Below are 20,077 nucleotides of genomic sequence, written 5' to 3'. Positions count from 1 at the left end.
TCGCCGCCTCGCGGGCGGTAGGGGGCTTCGCCGCGTCGAGGGTCAGGCCTGGCGCAGGGCCTCGATGTCGAGCGTCAGGGTGATCTTGTCGCCGATGACCTTGCCGCCGGTCTCCAGCGGCATGTCGATGGTGATGCCGAAGTCCTGGCGGGTGATCACCGTCTTCGCCTCGAACGCGGCGACCTCGCCCTGGCCCATGCCGGGATTGGTCCCGAGGAACTCGAGGTCGAACTGCACGGGCTTGGTGACTCCGCGCAGCGTCAGCTCGCCGGACAGGACGTATTCCGAGCCCTTCGCCGCGACGCCGGTGGACACGAAGGTCGCCTTCGGGTGGTTCTCGGCGTCGAAGAAGTCGGCGGTGCGGATGTGGGCGTCGCGCTGCGCGTTGCGGGTGTTCACCGAGGTCACGTCGACGTCAGCGGTCAACGACGCGGTGCCGTCCTCGGCGACCGTGATCGTGCCGGAGAACTCGTCGAAGCGGCCCTTGACCTTGCTCACCATGAGGTGGCGCACGGAGAACTCGACGGACGAGTGGACGGGATCGACGACGTAGGTGCCGGCGGGGAGGGCGTTGCTCATGGGGTGCTCCTTCGATGGTTGAACTCTCAAGACTCACCCACCATAACCGGACCGCAGTCCGATGTATTCCGGATGCGGTGAACACGCCCTGAACATCCCCTGAAGACCGTTTCCTACCCGGCTCCGTGGAACACGGCCTCCACGTTGTTGCCATCCGGATCGCGGACGAAGGCGCCGTAGTAGCCGGGGTGGTACTCGGGCCACAGGCGCGGGGCGTGCAGCGATGGGGCGCCCAGCTCCAGCGCCGCCGCGTGGAAGGCGTCGACGGCGGCGGTGTCCGGCGCGCTGAACGCGATGTGCGCCTCCCGGTTCGACGTGCCCTCGGCGGCGCCCGAGATCCAGAACACCGGCTGCTCGGAGCCGTAGCCCACGGCCACGTCGAAGTCCATGACGCGGCGCGAACCGAGGACGGCCAGCACTCCGTCGTAGAACCGCTTGGCGGCGTCAAGGTCGGCGCAGTTGATCCCGAAGTGGTCGATCATGACGGCTCCTCGTCTCCGCCGGGCACGGGCCGCGCCCGGAACACCCCCAGGTCTATCAGCGAAGGCCGACAGGTTTCGCGAATCCGAGCCGATCGATCAGCCCAGCGCCGCCCGCGCCGCCTCACGTGCGGCCTGCGGGTCCGTCGCCGCCACCGCCGCCTCCGCCGCCCAGCGACACTGCTGCAGGGTGACGCCGCCGACCCGGGCGCCCACGGCCGCCGCAGCGCCCGCGGCGCAGGACAGCGAGGTCACGCCCAGACCCACCAAGACGCACGCGAGCAGCGGGTCGGCCGCGGCCTCGCCGCAGACGCCCACGGGCTTGCCCGCAGCCGAGCCGGCGCGGCCGGTCAGCTCGATCAGGCGGAGCACTGCGGGCTGCCACGGATCGGTGAGGGCCGCGAGCTCGGTGCTCATCCGGTCGGCCGCCATCGCGTACTGCGTGAGGTCGTTGGTCCCGATCGACACGAAGTCGACCTCGGCCAGCACGGCGTCGGCGCACAGGGCCACCGCGGGCACCTCGACCATCACCCCGGCGACCAGCCCGCGGGAACGGCACTGCGCGGCGAAGTCCCTCGCCTCGGCGGGGGTGGCGATCATCGGCGCCATCACCCAGGGCTGTGCCTGGGCGCCCTCCGCGGCGGCCGCGATCGCGTCCAACTGCCGCTCGAGTAGGCCGGGATCGCCCTCGGCGATGCGGATCCCGCGTACGCCGAGCGCCGGGTTCTCCTCCTCGCCGTGGTCGACGAACTTCAGCGGCTTGTCCGAGCCGGCGTCCAGCGTCCGGATCACGACCTTCCGCCCGGGGAAGGCGTCGATCACCTCGCGGTAGAGCGCCGCCTGGTCCTCGACGGAGGGCTCGTCGGCCCGGTCCAGGAAGGCGAGCTCCGTCCGGAACAGCCCCACGCCCTCGACCTGCCGCTCGGCGGCACCCCGCGCGGTGGCCCCGTCCTGCACGTTCGCGAGGATCGCGACGGCCGCACCGTCGGACGTGTGCCCGGGGCCTCGCCACCGGGCGACCTCCGCCGCCCGCCGGGCCGACTCGGCCACCAGGGCCCTCGCCTCGCCCTCGTCGGGGCCGACGGTGACGGTGCCCGCACCGCCGTCGAGCAGCACGGGGGTCCCGGCGTCGACGGTGCCGGCCTCCGCCAGGCCGACGATGCACGGGATGCCCAGCTGCCGGGCGATGATCGCGGTGTGGCTGGTGGGGCCGCCGAGCCGGGTGCCGATGCCCACGATCAGCGCGGGGTCGAGGCCCGCGGTGTCGGCGGGGGCCAGATCGTCGGCGAGCAGGATCGACGGTGCGTCCGGCACCGGCACACCGGGCTCCGGGCCGCCGAGCAGCTCGGCGACGACCCGGTCCCGCACGTCGCGCAGGTCGGTGACGCGCTCGGCCATCAGGCCGCCGATCTTGGTGAACATGTCCGCGAACTGCTCGGTCGCGGCGGCGACGGCGTTCGCGGCGGGCGTGCCGGCGCGGATCAGCTTCTCGGTGGTGCCGATCCAGGCCTTGTCCGAGGCCAGGCCCGCGTTCGCGCCGAGGACCTCCGCGGCCGCGCCCTGGGCCTGGGCGGCCCGCAGGCGCAGCCGGTCGGCCACGGCCTGTGCCGCGGAGGAGAAGCGGGCCGCTTCGGCGTCCCGGTTCTCCTCGGGCAGGTCGACGGGCGGCGGGACCTCGGGCCGGGCGCCGGGCCACATGACGGGGGCGTAGGCGACCCCGGGCACCACGGGGGTTCCGGTGAGGACGTGTGGCTCGGTCGTCTGCTGCGAACTCATGTGATCTAGATTACGAAATCCTCTTGACTTGTCAACACAAACAGGCGTAAAAACAGAAAAAACAAAAGGGAAACCACAGACTCCCACGAACTCGGAGGGGCGATGTACGCGGAAGAACGACAGCGCGCGATCAGTGAGCTGGTCGGTGGGCGCGGCCGGGCGTCGGTCATCGAGCTGGCGGAGCGCTTCGACGTCACGCCGGAGACGGTGCGCCGCGACCTGGACGCGCTCGAGCGGCTCGGCGGCGTCCGGCGCGTGCACGGCGGTGCCGTCGCCGCGGGCGTGCTGGCCGGCGCCGAATCGGGGCTGGGGGAGCGCGAGGGCACCAACGCCGAGGCGAAGCGGGCCATCGGCGTCGCCGTCCGGCGCTTCCTGCCCCCGGCGGGCGGCTCGGTCCTGTTCGACGCGGGCACCACCACGATCGCCGCGGCGCGCGAGGTGCCGACGAACCTGCACATCACCGCGATCACCAACTCGGTGCCCGTCGCCGCTGCGCTGTCCATCCGCGAGACGGTGGAACTCCGGCTGCTCGGCGGTCGCGTGCGCGGCCTCACCCAGGCCGCGGTCGGCGCTGGCACCGTCGCCGAGATCGCGGGCCTGCGCACCGACGTCGCGATCATCGGCGCCAACGGCCTCAGCGCCGAGCGGGGGCTCTCCACGCCCGACGCCGACGAGGCGGCGGTCAAGACCGCGATGGTCCGTGCTGCCGACATCGTGGTCCTCGTCGTCGACTCGACCAAGTTCGCCCGCGAGAGCCTCGTCGCCTTCGCCCCCCTCGACGCGATCGACGTCCTCGTCACCGATGCGCCGGTCCCCTCGGATCTCGCCACGGCGCTCGCCGAGCACGGCGTGGACGTGGAGGTGGCCCGATGATCGTCACCGTCACCGCGAACCCCAGCCTCGATCGGCTCGTGGCGCTCGGCGCGCCCCTGCAGCGGGGCGCCGTGCAGCGCGCCCAGGGGGCCGCCGCCGACCCGGGAGGCAAGGGCGTCAACGTCTCCCGCGTGGTCCACGCCGCGGGTGCGGGCACCGTCGCCGTGCTGCCCGCCGATCAGGGCGACCCCCTGCTCGTCGCCCTCGCCCGCCTCGACGTGCCCGCGATTCCGGTGCCCGTCGGCCACGAGGTCCGCAGCAACATCACCGTGACCGAGCCCGACGGCACCACCACCAAGCTCAACGCACCCGGACCGCACTTGGCGCCGGAAACGGTGCGGGCCCTGGAGGACGCCGTCGTCGCGGCGGCCGACGGTGCCGCCTGGCTCGCGCTCTGCGGTTCGCTCCCACCCGGCCTGCCCGACGACTGGTACGCGCGGCTCGCGGCGCGCCTCGGCGCGGGGCCCGGCAGTCCGCGGATCGCCGTCGACACCTCGGGGGCGGCGCTCGCCGCGTCCGCGGTGCACGGTGTCGCGCTGCTCAAACCCAACGCCGAGGAGCTCGCCGAGCTCGTGGGGCGCGATCCCGCCGCGGGCGCCGAGTTCGAATCACGCGCCGCTGCAGGCGATCCCGGTCCCGTTCTGGACGCCGCGCGGGAGCTGAACGGCGCCACCGGGGCGGCCGTCCTCGCCACCCTCGGCGGCGCGGGCGCGCTGCTCGTGACCGCCGACGGTGCCTGGGCCGCCACGCCCCCGCCGATCACGGTGCGCAGCACCGTCGGGGCGGGCGACAGTTCCCTCGCCGGATACCTCATCGCGCACGAGCGCGGCGCCCAGCCGCCCGAGTGCCTCTCCCTCGCGGTCGCTTACGGCGCCGCGGCCGCCGCACTGCCGGGCACTCAGGCGCCCCGACCGGAGGAGCTCGCCGTCGCCGACGTGCGGGTCACGGCCCTCTGACTCCCTCCCGACGATCCATCTGCAGAACCGGAGAACACCCATGACCGAATCGATCATCGCGACTGACCTGGTCGCGCTCGACGTGTCGGCCGGCGCCGACAAGACCGAGGTGATCGGCTACCTCGCCGGGCGCATCACCGCCGCCGGCCGGTCCACATCCGTGGACGGCCTCGTCGAAGCGGCGCTGGCGCGAGAGGCGCAGTCCGCCACCGGCCTTCCCGGCGGGATCGCCATCCCGCACTGCCGCTCCGCGGCCGTCACCGCGGCGAGCCTCGGCTTCGCGCGGCTCGACCCGAAGGTCGACTTCGGTGCCCCGGACGGCCCGGCCGATCTGGTCTTCCTCATCGCCGCACCGGAATCCGGCGGCTCCCAGCACATGAAGCTGCTGAGCGCACTGGCCCGCGCGCTCGTGCGCCCCGAGTTCACCGCGTCGCTCCGCGCCGCCGCGACCCCGGAGGAGGTGGTCGCGCTCGTCGAGGAGGTGATCGCGCCGACGCCGGCCGCGACCGCCGCCCCCGCGGCTGCCGCGACCGCCGCCCCCGCGGCTTCCGCGGCTGCCGCGGCAGCGCCCGCACCGGCGAAGGCACCGTCGGGTAAGCCCAGCCTGGTGGCGATCACGGCCTGCCCCACGGGAATCGCGCACACCTACATGGCGGCCGATGCGCTCAAGCTGGCGGCGGAGCGCGCGGGCGTCGAGCTCACCGTCGAGACCCAGGGCTCGTCCGGATCGACGCCGCTCTCGGCGGAGACCATCGCGGAAGCGGGGGCCGTCATCTTCGCCACCGACGTGGGGGTCAAGGGCCGGGACCGGTTCGCGGGCAAGCCCGTCGTCGCCTCCGGCGTCAAGCGCGGCATCAACGAGCCCGACGCGATGATCGCCGAGGCGGTCGCGGCCGCAACCGATCCGAACGCCGCGCGGGTCGACGGTGCCGCCGCCGCGAGCACCGAATCCGCCGCGTCGAAGGTCGGCATCGGCGGCCGGCTCAAGCAGGCCCTGCTCACGGGCGTCAGCTACATGATCCCGTTCGTCGCCGCCGGCGGCCTGTTGATCGCGCTCGGCTTCCTGCTGGCGGGCTACGAGATCGGCAGCAAGCACGGCGACAGCGGCATGACCAATGCGCAGTACATCGCTCTGCACGACTCGCTCTGGAATCTGCCGGACGGTGGACTCCTCACGTACATTGGCGCGGTCAGCAATGCGACCGGCGCCGCCGCGATGAATCTCATGGTCGCGGTGCTGGCCGGCTACATCGCCTACGCCATCGCCGATCGTCCGGGCCTGGCACCGGGATTCGTGGCGGGCGTGCTCGCGGTCACCGTCAACGCAGGCTTCATCGGCGGCGTGGTCGGCGGCCTGCTCGCGGGTGTCGTCGCGCTGTGGATCGGCAAGCTACCCCTGCCGCAGTGGGCGCGCGGCCTCATGCCGGTGGTGATCATCCCGCTGTTCGCCACCCTCATCACGGGCGGGCTGATGTACATGATCCTCGCCGGCCCGCTGCGCTGGGTGAACGAGGAGATGACGAGCGCCCTCAACAGCATGAGCGGCAGCTCCAAGATCGCCCTCGGCGTGGTGCTCGGCCTGATGATGTGCTTCGACCTGGGCGGCCCGGTCAACAAGGCGGCCTACGCATTCGGCGTGGCGGGCATCGGCCTGGCCGATGCCGGTCCGGCCCAGTGGGAGATGATGGCCGCCGTGATGGCGGCGGGCATGGTGCCCCCGCTGGCGCTCGCGCTGGCCTCGACGGTGCTGCGCCCGAAGCTGTTCACCGAGCCCGAGCGGGAGAACGGCAAGGCGGCTTGGTTCCTCGGCGCTTCGTTCATCTCCGAGGGCGCCATCCCGTTCGCGGCGGCGGACCCGCTGCGGGTGATCCCGTCGATGATGCTCGGCGGCGCGGTCACCGGCGGACTGTCGATGGCGCTCGGCGCGCAGCTGCGTGCGCCGCACGGGGGCGTCTTCGTCCTGTTCGCGATGAACGGCACGTGGTGGAAGTTCCTCATCGCGCTCGCCGTCGGCGTGGTCGTCAGTGCGGTGACCGTCGTCGCCGCCAAGTCCCTCGCCGGCCGCAACGCCGCTGCCGTCGAATCCGCTGAGCCCGCGGCCGTCGCCGCGTAATACTGGACCCGAGCGCTCCACGGCCGACCGGCCGCGCCGAGCAGAACACCACCCCACGAGGAGAGACATGCCCAGCACCACCGTCACCGTCGGATCGGCCGTCGGCCTGCACGCCCGCCCCGCCGCCGTGATCGCCAATGCCGTCAACGAGTCGGGCCACGAGGTCACCCTCGCGGTCGCCGGCGGCGAGCCGGTGGACGCCGGCTCGGCGCTGATGATCATGACCCTGGGCGCCGAGCAGGGCGTGGAGGTCACCGTCGAATCCGCAGATCAGGGCACCGTCGATGCGATCGCCGCGCTCGTCGCGCAGGACCTGGACGCCTGAGCGGACCCGCGTACGCAGGAGGGGCGGCCGGATCGATCCGGCCGCCCCTCGCCGCGTCAGGCGGGGACTCCCGGCGCCCGGAACCGCGAGCGGTAGGCGCTGGGTGAGAGCCCCGTGCGGCGCTTGACCAGGGCGCGCAGGTTCGCGGCCGTCCCGAGCCCCGACCGGTGCGCGACGTCCTCCATGGTGGCCGGCGTGCCCTCGAGCAGGCGCAGCGCCGACGCGACCCGGGCGGACGTCAACCAGGCGAGCGGCGTCGTGCCGAGCTCGTCGCGGAACCGCCGGTGCAGGGTTGCGGGGCTGACGTTCGCGTGCCGCGCGAGGTCGGCCACCCCGAGTGGGCGGTCGAGCCGCTCCTGCGCCCAGTCCAGGGTCGCCGACAGCGGGACGCGTCGGGGCGCGGGCACCGCGCGCTCGATGAACTGCCGCTGCCCGCCGTCGCGGAAGCCCGCGAAGACCAGCCGCCGACTCACGTGGTTGGCGATCTCGGCGCCGTGATCGGTCCGGACGATGTGCAGCGCGAGGTCCAGCGCCGCCGCGCTGCCCGCGGAGGTGAGTACGTCACCGTCGTCGACGTACAGCTCGCCCGGCCGGACGTCGACGTCCGGGTGCAACTCCCGGAACAGCTCGGCGACCTGCCAGTGCACCGCGGCGGGGCGCCCGGCCAGCAGGCCCGCCTCGGCCAGCGTGAACGCGCCGGTGCACAGCCCGACGAGCCGCGCGCCGCGGGCGTGCGCGTGCCGGAGCGCCGCCACGACGTCCGCACGACTCGGGGTCTGCGGGTCCGGCCGGTTGGGCACGACGATCGTGTCGGCCTGGTCGAGCGCGGAGAGATCCGCGGCACCGGTGAGGGTGAACAACCCGTCGCGCACCCGGACCGCGGACTGCGCGGCCACCACCCGGGTCCGGTAGAGCTCGAAGCCCAGCTGAGCGGCTCGCCGGGTGCCGAAGACCTCGCATGCGCACGCGAACTCAAAGGGATTGGAGCCCTCGTCGACGAGGATCGCCACCGAGCGCGGCTGCGAGGATTCTTGCGACATGTGCTATTCCTAGCACTTCTGCGACGTGTCTCCCCCGCGCACACTGGGGCGCGTGGACAAGCACAACGTCTTCCGGGAAGCGGAAGAGCTGCAGGAGTACTGGAACCAGCGGATCCTCGGGCGCGCGAACGGGAACCTGTTCAAGGTGGCCAAGGGCATCGGCGAGGTCGACTGGCACGCGCACGACGACCAGGACGAGACCTTCCTGCTGCTCAACGGCGAGCTGACCGTCCGGCTGCGGGATCGCGATGTCGTGCTGGAGCCGGGAGACCTCTTCACGGTGCCCGCGGGCGTCGAGCACGCGCCGGTGGCGCCGACGGAGGCGCACTTCCTCATCGTCGGGCCGGCGGTCACCTCGAACGCGGCCGGCGGCAAGCCGGCGTGGAGCCACTGATGGGGCCCGCGGAGGAGGGTTCCGTCGACCTGCCCGTCCTCGACTACCTGCGGCACATGATCGACGGGACGCTGCGTCCGGAGTATCGCACGCACATGCGGTACCCGACCGCGATCTCCCGGACGCTGGGCTTCAGGCTCATCGTGATCGGCGAGGCGGAGGCCGTCCTCGCGGTCGACGCCCGCGTCGACCGGGTCGGGAACCAGCAGGGCACCGTGCACGGCGGCTTCCTGACGGAGCTCGCCGACGCGGCGATCGGCACGGCGTGCTCCACGCTGATGGGCCCGGGCGAGAGCTTCACCAGCATCGGGCTCGCCGCGACCTTCCTGCGGCCGAGCTGGGACGGCGGTCTCACCGCTACAGCCCGCGCGACGCACGTCGGGCGCACCGTGTCGCACTGGTCCTGCGTCATCACGCGCGACACCGACGGCAAGGATGTCATGACCGCTACCAGCACCGTCATGACGCTACGGGGCGAGCAGGCGGCGGGGCGCTGACCGCGTCCGGGCTAGTTCACCGGAGCGATGCAGTAGCTCACGCGCTGCGGTGCGGCGTAGTTGAGCGCCGTCGAGCCCCGGCAGGTCAGCGGGGCGCCGCCCGCGCGCTCGGTCACGCGGATCACGTTCGACGGTCCGCTGCCCAGCGCGGTCGGGCAGGTGACGGGCCGGATGTCCGTGGTCGCGGCAGCGTCGGGCTTGACCTGATAGCAACTGCCCAGCGTGAGCCGCGGGACTACGCACAGCGTCGCGCCCGCGGATTCGACGCGGGCGTAGCTCGGCACGCTGCAGGCGGTCTTCGCGGCGAGCTTCTCCGCGACGGCGAAGCTGAAGCCGTCACCGTCGCAGCCCGTGCGCACGGCGTTCCCGCCGGACACCGTCACGCAGTCCCCGACCTCGACCGCGCTGACCGGCGCGACCTCGGGGCTCGCGGGCTTGACGCCCAGGAGCAGGACCGCGGCGCCCATCACGGCCACCGCGATGATTCCGGAGTAGACGACCGAACTGGCCACCTTCCAGGTCGTCGTCGGCCGCACCTCGTCGAATCGTCGGCCCATCGTCGTCGCGGCGAGGCGACGACGGAGCGCGGCGAGACGGGGCTGCGCGTGGTCGAGGAAATGCGTGGCCATAGTCTCAATCTTAACTTGAGACTCATGAGTTAACACAAGTCTCAGTTTTCACACGGCGAGTCGGCGCGGCTGGGCACGCGGTCCGCCCGCTCTCACTAGGCTTTCCTGCATGTCACAGGACGCACCCGTCATCGCCGTGGGGCCGAAGGCCGACCCCGACTTCGACGCCGCGATCACCGCGGGCGGCGGCGTCCCCGGCCCGCTGTCGCGCGCGTCCGGCCTCGTCTGGACCGATTCCCGCGCGCCGCTACCCGACCTCCCCTCGGGGGTGCGCTGGGTGCAACTCCCCTTCGCCGGCATCGAGGGCTTCCTCGGCAGCGGCGCCCTCGCCCGCCACCCGGAGGTCGTCTTCACCTCCGCGGCCGGCGCGTACGCCGCCACCGTCGCCGAGCAGGCCCTGGCGCTGCTCCTCGCCGGGGTCCGTGGGCTCTGGCGTCGGGAGGACTCGTGGGACGCCGCGGCGGCTGCCGCACGGACGGGCCGCCTCGGCGGTTCGACGGTGGCCGTGGTCGGCGCGGGCGGCATCGGTCGCGACCTCATCCCCGCGCTGCGCGCGCTGGGCGTCAAGGTCGTCGCGGTCAACCGCTCGGGCCGGCCCGTCGACGATGCCGTGGTCGTCCCCGCGGACCGGATCGACGAGGTGTGGCCCACCGTCGATCACGTCGTGGTGGCGGCACCGTCGACCCCGCAGACCCGCGCCCTGGTGAACGCCGAGGTCCTCGCGCAGCTGAAGCCGCACTCCTGGATCGTCAACGTCGCGCGCGGGTCGCTGATCGACACCGACGCCCTGGTCGCCGCGCTGCGCGGGGGCCGGATCGGCGGGGTCGGCCTCGACGTGACCGATCCCGAGCCGCTCCCGGACGGGCACCCCCTGTGGTCGATCCCGAACGCGATCATCACCCCGCACGTCGCGAACCCGCCGCAGCACCTGCGTCCGGCGCTGCTCGAGCGCGTCGAGGTGAACGTGCGCCGGTTCGCGAACGGGATGGCGCCGCTCGCCGTGATCGATCGGGACCGGGGCTACTGATGGCCGGGGCCGCGCGCGGAGCTCCATCGCGGTCGCCCGACGACGTCGACCTCATCGTGCGGGGCATCGTCGGATTGGCCAAGCGGATCCGTGCGGACGCCAGGTTCGTCGGCGCGGAGGTCTCCTACGTCGACTTCACCCTGCTGTTCGTGTTGCACGAGTCGCCGGGCATTCGCGCCGTCGACCTCGCGGAGGCCGTGTCGATCGACAAGTCCACCGCCAGCCGTCAGCTCGCGGGCCTGGAACGACGGGGGCTCATCCGCCGCGACGCCGATCCGGCGAATCCCAGGTCGCGGCAGCTGCGCCTCACCGAGCGCGCCGAGCGCGTGCTGGCCGACACCGACCGCGAGTGGCGGCGCCGGATCGCCGCCCGGACCGCCGACTGGTCGGCGGACGAATTGCGCACATTTGCGACACTCATCGATCGCTACATGAGCGTCGATCTGCCGGAAGACACCCGCCCCGACCAGGTGGTTAATATCACTAAGGATCCTACTTTCGAGTAAGTTTGGGTGTGTTATGGTCAGCCCACTGTTCTGAGCATCAGGCGGGCCACGTCTTCTCCGATGCCTGGTGATCCCAGGCGCCTCACGGGATCCGCCCCCGTTCACACCGCGGCGGGGGTGCACGCGCGTGTGTCCTCGCCCTTGTTGCCGGAGCTCCGGGCCGCATCCGCGTGCCCCGGTAGGGACGACAGGAACGAATCAATGAACGTCGGTGAACCGACCATGTCCCCGTTCGGGGGACAGCAGTGGGAGTGCTGCGCATGATCATCGGAGCTTTGAAAGAGGCACGGCCGGGCGAGACCCGCGTCGCCGCCACCCCCGCCACCGTCGCCCAGCTGATCAAGCTCGGTTACGAGGTCGTCGTGGACTCGGGCGCCGGTGCGGCGTCCTCGTTCTCGGACGAGGCCTATGTCGAGGCGGGTGCGTCGATCGGTGATGCACGCACGGCGGACATCGTGCTGGGCGTCAACGCCCCGTCGGCCGCGCAGCTCGACGGTATCCGCCCCGGCGCGACCGTCGCGGGCCTCCTGGCACCCGCCCAGAACCCCGAGCTGCTCGAGGACCTGCGTCGCCGTGAGCTGACCGCGCTGGCCATGGAGTCGGTGCCGCGCATCTCGCGCGCGCAGTCGATGGACGTCCTGTCGTCGATGGCGAACATCGCCGGCTATCGCGCCGTCGTCGAGGCGGCGCACGTCTTCGGCCGGTTCTTCACGGGTCAGGTCACGGCCGCGGGCAAGGTCCCGCCGGCCAAGGTGCTCGTGGTGGGTGCCGGCGTCGCCGGCCTCGCCGCGATCGGTGCCGCCGGCTCGCTCGGCGCGATCGTCCGCGCCACCGACCCGCGCCCCGAGGTGGCCGATCAGGTCGCCTCGCTGGGCGGCGAGTACCTCTCCGTGGCCAACGAGAAGGCCGAGGTCTCGGCCACCGGGTACGCCAAGGAGATGGACGACGACTACAAGGCACGCGAGGCGCAGCTGTACGCCGAGCAGTGCAAGGACGTCGACATCATCATCACCACCGCGCTGATCCCCGGGCGCCCCGCGCCGCGGATCATCACGGAGGAGATGGTCGCCTCGATGAAGCCGGGCAGCGTCATCGTCGACATGGCAGCCTCGAACGGCGGCAACGTCGCGGGTGCGGTCAAGGACGAGGCGATCGTGACGCCCAACGGCGTCACCATCATCGGGTACACGGACCTCGCGGGTCGCCTACCCGCGCAGGCCTCGCAGCTGTACGGCACGAACCTCGTCAACCTGCTCAAGCTGGTGACGCCCGAGAAGGACGGGCAGCTCGTGCTCGACTTCGAGGACCCGGTCCAGCGGTCGATCACCGTGACCCGCGCGGGCGAGCTGCTGTTCCCGCCGCCGCCGGTGCAGGTCTCGGCCGCGCCGAAGGCGGAAGCCGCTGCCGCGGTGGAGCCGAAGCCCGTCAAGGAGCCGATGTCGGCGTCCAAGAAGGTCTCGCTCACCCTGATCGGCGTGGTGCTCTTCGGCCTGCTGATCAGCTTCGCGCCCAACCCGTTGCCGCAGCACTTCACCGTGCTCATGCTGGCGATCGTCATCGGCTACTACGTCATCGGCAACGTGGCGCACGCGCTGCACACGCCGCTGATGTCGGTGACGAACGCCATCTCCGGCGTCGTCGTGGTCGGTGCGCTGCTGCAGATCGCCAGCGACAACACGACGGTGCTCGTGCTGTCGACGATCGCGATCCTGGTCGCCTCGATCAACATCTTCGGTGGATTCGCGGTCACGCGCCGCATGCTCGCCATGTTCAGCAAGGGGGCGTGATCCATGACCATCACCGCAATCGCCACCGCGGCGTACATCGTCGCGTCGCTTCTGTTCATCCTCTCGCTGGCCGGGCTGTCCAAGCACGAGTCCTCCAAGAGCGGCCTGACCTACGGCATCACCGGCATGGGCATCGCGCTCGTCGCGACCATCGCGCTGGTGCTCAAGAAGGTCTTCGATCTCGACAGCCTTGACCTGAAGTGGCTGCCGGTCGTGCTCATGGCCGGTGCCATCGTCATCGGCGCCCTGATCGGATTCTGGCGCGCGCGCATCGTCGAGATGACGGGCATGCCGGAGCTGATCGCCCTGCTCCACTCCTTCGTCGGCCTCGCCGCCGTGCTCATCGGTTGGAACGGTGCCCTCGAGGGCTTCGACACCACGGGTGTGAACGCCGGTGACATCCGGTCGCTGACCAACATCCACGAGGCCGAGATCGCGATCGGCATCTTCATCGGTGCGGTCACCCTGACCGGGTCGATCGTCGCCAACCGGAAGCTGTCCGGAAAGATGAAGTCGGCGCCGCTGATGCTGCCGGGCAAGAACTTCATCAACGTCGGCTCGCTGGTGCTGTTCGTCGTTCTGACCGCGGTGTACGTCGCTCGCGACACGCACCACGACACCGCCTCGCTGATCCTGCTCGGGGTCATCACCGCGCTCGCCCTGTTCCTGGGCTGGCACCTGGTCGCCTCGATCGGCGGCGGCGACATGCCCGTCGTCATCTCGATGCTCAACAGCTACTCCGGCTGGGCCGCGGCGGCGTCGGGCTTCCTGCTGAGCAACGACCTGCTCATCGTCACCGGCGCGCTCGTCGGCTCCTCGGGTGCGTACCTGAGCTACATCATGTGCAAGGCGATGAACCGGTCGTTCATCTCCGTCATCGCGGGTGGCTTCGGCATCGAGGCCGGCCCGGCGGACGACAAGGACTACGGCGAGCACCGCGAGGTCAACGCCGAGCAGGTCGCCGAGCTCCTCACCGGCGCCAAGTCCGTGGTCATCACCCCGGGCTACGGCATGGCCGTGGCGCAGGCGCAGTACGGCGTGGCCGAGCTCACCAGCGAGCTGCGCAAGAAGGGCGTCGACGTCCGGTTCGGCATCCACCCCGTCGCCGGCCGCCTGCCCGGGCACATGAACGTGCTCCTCGCCGAGGCGAAGGTCCCGTACGACATCGTGCTCGAGATGGACGAGATCAACGACGACCTCGCGGACACCGACGTGGTGCTGGTGATCGGTGCCAACGACACGGTCAACCCGGCCGCGTCCGAGGACCCGAGCAGCCCCATCGCGGGCATGCCCGTGCTCACCGTGTGGGAGGCCGAGAACGTGATCGTCTTCAAGCGGTCCATGGCCGCCGGTTACGCCGGCGTCCAGAACCCGCTGTTCTTCCGCGACAACTCGGCGATGCTCTTCGGTGACGCCAAGGACCGCGTGCAGGACATCCTCTCCGCCATGCGCTGATCCCACAGCACTCGGGCCCGGCACCGTCGTCTCGACGGTGCCGGGCCCTTCTGCATCCCACCCCCGAATTGAACACTGTTACCAACGGTGAAACCGCAGGTCGCCCCGTGCATGAACAGTGTTCAATCGGCTTCTGGGTCAGGCCCAGGCCTGTTCGATGGCGGTACCGCCGTCGGTGAAGGGCAGGTCCTTCCCGACGGTGTCCGGCCGGTCCAGTACGGAGGCCGCGACCAGCGCGACGTTCGCGCGCGACGTGCCGGGGTTGTCCGCGGACCGCGTCGCGTCCGGATCGACGCGGCCGGTCGGCTCGTCGAGGGTGAGGCGGCCCGGCATGAGCACGGTCCAGTCCAGGTCGGAGGCGCGCAGCGCGACATCGGCGGCGGCCTTAGCTTCCGCGTAGGGGAAGAACGGATCGGACTCCGGGACGCCGTGATCGGGCGCGGCCCCGAGGTAGGAGACCATGACGTAGCGCTTCACCCCGGCCTGCTCGGCCGCCTGGATCGAGCGGATCGCGGCGTCGCGGTCGACGGCGTAGGTGCGCTCCGGATTCCCCCCGCCGGCGCCCGCGGAGAAGACGACCGCGTCCGACCCGGCGAGGGCGGCAGCGATCTCCTCGCGAGAGGCGTTCTCGACATCGAGGACCCGCGGTCTCGCTCCCGTTGCGGCGACCTCCTCCGACTGCCCGGGGTCGCGGATCCAGGAGGTGACCACGTCGCCCCGGGAGCTGAGGATCCGCGCCAGAATCAGCGCGATCTTGCCGTGTCCACCGATGATCGTGACTGCTGCCATGCGTTCCAACGTACGCGCTTCGTCGTGTGGTCGATCTTGCCCGCTGCACGGGAGGAATCCGCCACACAGCTCAGCCCCCGAGCGGCATCGTCGTGAGGCGCAGCGCGAGGACCAGCAGGAGTACACCGATCCCGAGGTTGATCGCGCGCCACACGCCCGGCCGGCCCAGCACTCCCGCCATCCGTCGGGCACCGAACCCCAGCAGGCAGAACCACAGGACACTGGCGACGCAGGCTCCGAGTGCGAACCACCAGCGATCACCGGCGTACCGCGTGGAAGCCGACCCGAGGAGCAGCACGGTGTCGAGATAGACGTGCGGATTGAGCCAGGTCAATGCCAGCACGCCCGCGACGATCGGCAGGACCGACGCCCCGCCGTCACCGCCCGCGACCAAGCCGGCCGAGGTCCGGGCCGACCACAGCGAGCGAAGTCCGTACCCGACGAGCACCACGACACCGGCCCACTTGACCGTCTCGAGCAGCACCGGCCGCCCGGACACGGCCGCCCCGAGCCCGGCGACTCCCGCGACGATGAGGACGACGTCCGACGCGATGCACACCGCGACAACCGCCGCGAGCCCGCGACCCCGCACGCCCACCTGCAGGACGTAGGCGTTCTGCGCGCCGATGGCGACGATGAGCGAGAGGCCGAGGCCCATGCCGGCGAGGAGTGCGGAGGTCATGTCCACGACGCTAGGGCTCGAGCGACATAAGTACGAATGCGATGAGGCGATGACCCATTAGAATCACTTCATGCTGAGCGGGCATCATCTCGAGACCCTCGTCGCTGTGGTGGAGGAGGAGAGCTTCGGTGCCGCGGCGGCGCGGCTACGGATCACGCAGTCGGCGGTCAGCCAGCGGATCCGGGCCCTCGAGCAGCAGGTCGGGCATGTCGTCGTCACCCGAGAGGGACCGTGCCGCCCCACGGCGCAGGGTGAGGTGCTGCTCGGGCTCGCCCGCGGCGTCGCCTCCCTCGAGGCCGACGCGCTGGGCCGCTTGGCGGGCGGCGCACCGTCGACCGTGCTGGACATCGGGGTCAATGCGGATTCCCTGGCCACCTGGTTCCGCGACGTGATCGCCGCGATCGCGGCGCAGCCCGACGGTCCGCTGTTGCGGCTCGTCGTGGACGACGAACACCACACCGCCGACGTGTTGCGCGCGGGTTCGGTGCTGGGTGCGATCACCACCGACCCGGAGCCGGTGCAGGGCTGTTCGGCGGAGTTCCTGGGCACCATGCGCTACCTGCCGGTGTGCGCGCCGGCGTATGCGGAGCGGTGGCGTGTCCGTGGCCGCTGGCGCTGGCGCGAGATGCCGATCGTCCAGTACGACCTGCGTAAGGACGAGCTGCAGACCCGGGTGCTGCACCGTCGCGGGATCGAGGACGGGCCTCCGATGCACCGGATCCCGTCGTCGGAGGGCTTCGCGCACGCGGTCCGGGCCGGGCTCGGCTGGGGCAGCCTCCCGGAGGCGGACATCGGCGACGCGATCGACCGCGGCGCGTTGCTCCGCCTCACGGATGACACCGTCGACGTGAAGCTGTACTGGCAGTCCTGGCGGTTGCACACCCGCGCTGTCGAGCTGCTCACCGATGCCATCCACGCCGCGGCGGCGATCCACCTGCGCTGATCGCCGACCGACTCCGATCCGCCGCGGACCGGGGTACTTTCGGGACATGTCGGATCCCGCGCCGCACCCCCTCCGCACCCTCCACGAGGGCCTGAGCGACCTCGACCGCCGCCTGTTCGACGCCGTCGCCGATTCGCCGAGTCCCCTTCTGGACCTCACGATGCGACCGCTCTCCGCGGCGGCGGATCACTCCAAGCTGTGGCTGGTCATCGCGGCCGGGCTCGGCGGCTTCGGGGGCCTGTCGTCGCGGCGCGGCGCCGTCCGTGGAGTGGTCTCCCTCGCGGTCACGAGCCTGATCGTCAATCAGGGGCTCAAGCGGATCTACCCCCGTCGCCGTCCGGTGTTCGACGGTGTGCCGCTCCGTCGCGCCCGGCGCCAGCCCACTTCCACCTCGTTCCCGTCCGGGCACTCGGCGGCCGCGGCGGCGTTCGCGATCGGCGTAGGGCTCGAGAACCGTACCGCCGGATATGCACTGGCCGGCCTGGCGGGCGCGGTCGGGCTGTCCCGGGTCGCCACCGGCGCGCACTATCCGGGCGACGTCCTGGCGGGGTTCGCGGTGGGTGCGGGCGTCGCGATCGCGGGCGCCCGGCTCGTGCCGCCCGTGGACGACAGCCGCACGATGACGCCGGAACCCACCGTCGAGCACCTCGAGACCGATCGCGACGGTGCGGGCTTGATCGTGGTGCTCAACCCCGCATCGGGCGATGGCACCGGCACTCGCGTGGCGGAGGAGATCCGCTCGGCGCTGCCCCTGGCCGAGATCATCGAGCTCGCCGAGGATTCCGACATCGAGGCGGTCGCCGCGGACGCAGCGGAGCGGGCGGAATTCCTCGGCGTGGCGGGCGGCGACGGCACCGTGGCCACGCTGGCCGCGCACGCTGTGGCCACCGGCAAGCCGCTCGCGGTCTTCCCTGCGGGCACCTTCAATCACTTCGCGTTGGACATAGGTTCGGAAACCGTTGCCGCCGTCGTCGATTCGATCCGCAGCGGCCGGATCGCCAAGGTCGACGTGGTGTGGCTCAACGACGAGAAGCTGCTGCTCAACACCGCGAGCATCGGCGCGTACCCGGACTTCGTCGAGGCGCGCACGCGCTATCAGAAGCGCCGCATCGGCCGCGCCACGGCCACCGTCCGCGCGATGCGCCACGTGCTGCGGCACTCGTCGCCCGTGACGGTGCGGATCGAGGGCCGCCCGGCCACCGTCTCCTTCTTCTTCCTCGGCAATTCCATGTACGGCGCACCGAGTTTCGTGCCCGGCCGGCGCTCCCGCCTCGACGACGGCGTGCTCGATGTGCGGTATCTCGAGGACGGGCACCGGTACGCCTGGTCGCGGCTGCTGTTGTCGTGGATCAGCGGCCGGATCCGCAACTCGAAGGTCTACCGCGAGCTGCAGGCGCCGGTGGTCACCATCGACGCCGACGAGCCCTTCCGTGTGGCACACGACGGCGAGGCGGGGGATCTGCACACCCGTGCGACCTTCCGGGTCGCCTACCGCGAACTGCGCGTGTTCGGAACGAGTCTCACCCGCTAGGCCGTACCCAGCAGCGTCATGTCGTTGGCCTCGATGTCGGCGGCGATCAGTGTGCCCGTGCCGCTTCCGGTTCCGGTGCCATCGGCGCGGGTGTGCACGGAGTTGACCACGCCGACGGCGGTGAAGGTCCCGTCGGGCCACTTGGCGTAGACCGGCCCGCCGGAGTCGCCTTCGACGGCGGGGATCCCGGCCCACGTGACGCGGGTGCCCGACACGTCGTCGAGAACCCCGCAGTGCCGGCCCGTCCGGGCTCCGACGATGCAGATCTCGGGCCGTTCCGTGCGCAGGCGATCCGGGGTGCTGAACCCGGTCACCGGTCCGATCGCCGGCGCGACCGGCGCGACATCGCGGCCCGCCACCTGGATGATCGCGATGTCCTGCCCGCGCGCGCTGCGGGTCGCCTTGATGTACTCGCCGAAGGGGACGCTGCTGTCCGCGGAGGTCAGGTAGCGCGCCACGGGGTTGCGGTCCGGCCGCACCTGCCGCGCGGCCTCGGCGCAGTGTCCGGCGGTGAACGCCACGATCTGCCCGTTCGGGTAGCGGGCGAGGAAGCCGAGCGTGCAGATGCTGGAGTACACGCCGAACGGGTCGGCGTAGGTGGCGATGCCCGCTCCGGTGGTGGGCCGCGTCGCGACCGCGGCCGGGAGGCCCGGCGCGACCACGTTGTAGGGGGCCACGCTCGGCGTCGTGACCACCGCAACCGGGGTCGACGGTGCCTCCGGCGCCGGGCGCGGATCCTCGGGCAGCACGGCGCAGGCGGAGGCGAGCACGAGGACGGACGCCGCACAGGAGACGAGGCGGAGGGGGATCATCGGCGCGGCCGACCGTCAGGCGCGCGAGCGGATGGCTTCGGCGACTGCGGTGATGGCCAACGCGCGCACCAGGTCCACCTTCGCCTCCACCGCGCCGGTGGCCGCGGAGATGAAGGCGTCTCCGTCGAATCGGGTGTGCGGCGGGTCGATCGCGCGGGCGAGGCCGTCGTGCGCGCCCTGCGCGAGGATCAGGCACTCGACCTTACTGAGCCGGGCGTTGGTGATCACCACGCCGATGGTGGTGTTCTCGCGGTTCCCGCCGCGTTCGAAGGGCTCGTAGCCGAAGTCCGCGGTGGTGGTCGACTCGCCGGTGAGGATGTCGCCGAAGGCGTTCACGGCGCACAGCGCGCCCACGATCACCGCGCCCGCGCGCACCTCGGCGTACGCGAGGCCCGCGTCGCGCATGCCCTCGACGCCGCGGGCCTTGCCCACGGTGGCACCGGTCCCGGCGCCGATCAGCCCCTGCAGGTCGGCATCGGCGGACGCGGAAGCGGCTGCGGCGTAACCGTCCTCGGCGGTGGGGCGCACAGTCGGGTCTCCGACCATGAGGTCGAACAGGCCCAGGGCGGGCACGATCGGGACCCGGCCGGCGACGGTCTCGACGCCGCGCCCCTCCTCCTCGAGGCGGCGCATCACCCCGTCGGCGCTGGCGAGCCCGAACGCGGAACCCCCGGTGAGTACGGCGGCGTGGATCTCCTCCACGGACCGCTCGGGGGCGAGCAGGTCGAACTCGCGGGAGGCGGGGGCGCCGCCGCGCACCTCCCCGGACCCGACGGTGCCGTCGGGGAAGGTCACGACCGTGCAGCCGGTGCGGGCCGCGGTGTCGGTGGTGTGGCCGACGCGGACGCCGGGGATGGTGACGATCGCACTGACGGGCATGCCCT

The 20,077-nt window shown here is 71.9% G+C and carries 21 protein-coding genes; 12 read left to right on the top strand and 9 right to left on the bottom strand.

Translation table 11 applies throughout. From position 1 onward, the window contains the following. Window positions 1–42: 42 nt before the first annotated feature. The 3 genes from ABZX10_RS10985 to ABZX10_RS10975 all read right to left on the bottom strand — a co-directional run bounded on the left by ABZX10_RS10985 (window position 43) and on the right by ABZX10_RS10975 (window position 2,834). Window positions 43–579 (bottom strand): YceI family protein, encoded by a 537-nt coding sequence (locus tag ABZX10_RS10985; RefSeq protein WP_355538697.1) that lies wholly within the window; start codon window positions 577–579, stop codon window positions 43–45. A 113-nt stretch (window positions 580–692) separates the two neighbouring features. Continuing rightward, entirely contained in the window at window positions 693–1,061 is a 369-nt protein-coding gene (locus tag ABZX10_RS10980) for a VOC family protein (RefSeq protein WP_355538694.1), read from the bottom strand. A 96-nt stretch (window positions 1,062–1,157) separates the two neighbouring features. Beyond that, a complete protein-coding gene (locus ABZX10_RS10975; RefSeq protein ID WP_355538691.1) occupies window positions 1,158–2,834 on the bottom strand; it encodes a putative PEP-binding protein in 1,677 nt (558 codons plus the stop codon). A 102-nt stretch (window positions 2,835–2,936) separates the two neighbouring features. On the opposite strand from ABZX10_RS10975, the gene ABZX10_RS10970 reads away from it, so the two are divergent. From ABZX10_RS10970 to ABZX10_RS10955, 4 genes are all read left to right on the top strand, one after another. Further along, the gene (locus ABZX10_RS10970) at window positions 2,937–3,707 is read left to right on the top strand and encodes a DeoR/GlpR family DNA-binding transcription regulator (RefSeq protein ID WP_355538689.1); all 771 of its coding nucleotides are present in this window, start codon (window positions 2,937–2,939) and stop codon (window positions 3,705–3,707) included. After that, on the top strand, window positions 3,704–4,663 hold the full coding sequence (locus ABZX10_RS10965) for a 1-phosphofructokinase family hexose kinase (RefSeq protein WP_355538686.1): 960 nt from the start codon (window positions 3,704–3,706) through the stop codon (window positions 4,661–4,663). The genes ABZX10_RS10970 and ABZX10_RS10965 overlap by 4 nt, the downstream gene beginning before the upstream one ends. A 40-nt stretch (window positions 4,664–4,703) precedes the next feature. Continuing rightward, entirely contained in the window at window positions 4,704–6,776 is a 2,073-nt protein-coding gene (locus ABZX10_RS10960) for a fructose-specific PTS transporter subunit EIIC (protein WP_355538683.1), read from the top strand. 67 nt (window positions 6,777–6,843) lie between these two features. Further along, window positions 6,844–7,101, top strand: a complete 258-nt coding sequence (locus ABZX10_RS10955; RefSeq protein ID WP_068573642.1) for an HPr family phosphocarrier protein — start codon at window positions 6,844–6,846, stop codon at window positions 7,099–7,101. A gap of 56 nt (window positions 7,102–7,157) precedes the next feature. Here ABZX10_RS10955 and ABZX10_RS10950 read toward each other — a convergent pair whose 3' ends face one another. Further along, window positions 7,158–8,141 carry a helix-turn-helix domain-containing protein gene (locus tag ABZX10_RS10950; protein WP_355538679.1) on the bottom strand — a complete coding sequence of 328 codons (984 nt, stop codon included), beginning with the start codon at window positions 8,139–8,141 and terminating at the stop codon, window positions 7,158–7,160. A 52-nt stretch (window positions 8,142–8,193) separates the two neighbouring features. Here ABZX10_RS10950 and ABZX10_RS10945 point away from each other — a divergent pair, with 52 nt between their 5' ends. Beyond that, complete coding sequence (locus ABZX10_RS10945; protein ID WP_355538676.1) at window positions 8,194–8,535, top strand: cupin domain-containing protein; 342 nt, start codon at window positions 8,194–8,196, stop codon at window positions 8,533–8,535. A 95-nt stretch (window positions 8,536–8,630) separates the two neighbouring features. Then, complete coding sequence (locus tag ABZX10_RS10940) at window positions 8,631–9,032, top strand: PaaI family thioesterase (protein WP_355538785.1); 402 nt, start codon at window positions 8,631–8,633, stop codon at window positions 9,030–9,032. 11 nt (window positions 9,033–9,043) lie between these two features. Here ABZX10_RS10940 and ABZX10_RS10935 read toward each other — a convergent pair whose 3' ends face one another. Continuing rightward, window positions 9,044–9,661 carry a hypothetical protein gene (locus ABZX10_RS10935; RefSeq protein WP_355538673.1) on the bottom strand — a complete coding sequence of 206 codons (618 nt, stop codon included), beginning with the start codon at window positions 9,659–9,661 and terminating at the stop codon, window positions 9,044–9,046. A gap of 109 nt (window positions 9,662–9,770) precedes the next feature. Here ABZX10_RS10935 and ABZX10_RS10930 point away from each other — a divergent pair, with 109 nt between their 5' ends. The 4 genes from ABZX10_RS10930 to pntB all read left to right on the top strand — a co-directional run bounded on the left by ABZX10_RS10930 (window position 9,771) and on the right by pntB (window position 14,436). Beyond that, window positions 9,771–10,688 carry a D-isomer specific 2-hydroxyacid dehydrogenase family protein gene (locus ABZX10_RS10930; protein WP_355538670.1) on the top strand — a complete coding sequence of 306 codons (918 nt, stop codon included), beginning with the start codon at window positions 9,771–9,773 and terminating at the stop codon, window positions 10,686–10,688. Next, on the top strand, window positions 10,688–11,194 hold the full coding sequence (locus tag ABZX10_RS10925; protein WP_355538667.1) for a MarR family transcriptional regulator: 507 nt from the start codon (window positions 10,688–10,690) through the stop codon (window positions 11,192–11,194). The genes ABZX10_RS10930 and ABZX10_RS10925 overlap by 1 nt, the downstream gene beginning before the upstream one ends. Before the next feature lie 260 nt (window positions 11,195–11,454). Further along, complete coding sequence (locus ABZX10_RS10920) at window positions 11,455–12,981, top strand: Re/Si-specific NAD(P)(+) transhydrogenase subunit alpha (RefSeq protein ID WP_355538664.1); 1,527 nt, start codon at window positions 11,455–11,457, stop codon at window positions 12,979–12,981. Window positions 12,982–12,984: 3 nt separating this feature from the next. After that, complete coding sequence (gene pntB / locus ABZX10_RS10915) at window positions 12,985–14,436, top strand: Re/Si-specific NAD(P)(+) transhydrogenase subunit beta (protein WP_355538661.1); 1,452 nt, start codon at window positions 12,985–12,987, stop codon at window positions 14,434–14,436. A 138-nt stretch (window positions 14,437–14,574) separates the two neighbouring features. On the opposite strand, the gene ABZX10_RS10910 is transcribed toward pntB, so the two are convergent. Further along, complete coding sequence (locus tag ABZX10_RS10910) at window positions 14,575–15,225, bottom strand: SDR family oxidoreductase (RefSeq protein ID WP_355538658.1); 651 nt, start codon at window positions 15,223–15,225, stop codon at window positions 14,575–14,577. Between the two features lie 70 nt (window positions 15,226–15,295). Next, window positions 15,296–15,907 carry a LysE family transporter gene (locus ABZX10_RS10905; RefSeq protein WP_355538655.1) on the bottom strand — a complete coding sequence of 204 codons (612 nt, stop codon included), beginning with the start codon at window positions 15,905–15,907 and terminating at the stop codon, window positions 15,296–15,298. Between the two features lie 70 nt (window positions 15,908–15,977). Between ABZX10_RS10905 and ABZX10_RS10900 the strand changes: the two genes are divergently transcribed. Continuing rightward, complete coding sequence (locus ABZX10_RS10900; protein ID WP_355538652.1) at window positions 15,978–16,850, top strand: ArgP/LysG family DNA-binding transcriptional regulator; 873 nt, start codon at window positions 15,978–15,980, stop codon at window positions 16,848–16,850. 46 nt (window positions 16,851–16,896) lie between these two features. Then, a complete protein-coding gene (locus ABZX10_RS10895) occupies window positions 16,897–18,381 on the top strand; it encodes a phosphatase PAP2 family protein (RefSeq protein ID WP_355538649.1) in 1,485 nt (494 codons plus the stop codon). Here ABZX10_RS10895 and ABZX10_RS10890 read toward each other — a convergent pair. Both ABZX10_RS10890 and ABZX10_RS10885 read right to left on the bottom strand, forming a co-directional pair. Further along, window positions 18,378–19,193, bottom strand: coding sequence for a hypothetical protein (locus ABZX10_RS10890; RefSeq protein ID WP_355538646.1), 816 nt, complete (start codon window positions 19,191–19,193; stop codon window positions 18,378–18,380). The genes ABZX10_RS10895 and ABZX10_RS10890 overlap by 4 nt on opposite strands. A 15-nt stretch (window positions 19,194–19,208) precedes the next feature. Beyond that, window positions 19,209–20,072: a P1 family peptidase gene (locus ABZX10_RS10885; protein WP_355538643.1), complete on the bottom strand. Its 864-nt coding sequence runs from the start codon at window positions 20,070–20,072 to the stop codon at window positions 19,209–19,211. Window positions 20,073–20,077: the final 5 nt, after the last annotated feature.

Source organism: Tsukamurella sp. NPDC003166 (genome assembly GCF_040611135.1).
Taxonomy (GTDB): domain Bacteria; phylum Actinomycetota; class Actinomycetes; order Mycobacteriales; family Mycobacteriaceae; genus Tsukamurella.
The sequence above is the reverse complement of the archived record's forward strand: the minus strand, read 5'-3'. Positions and strand labels throughout refer to the sequence as shown.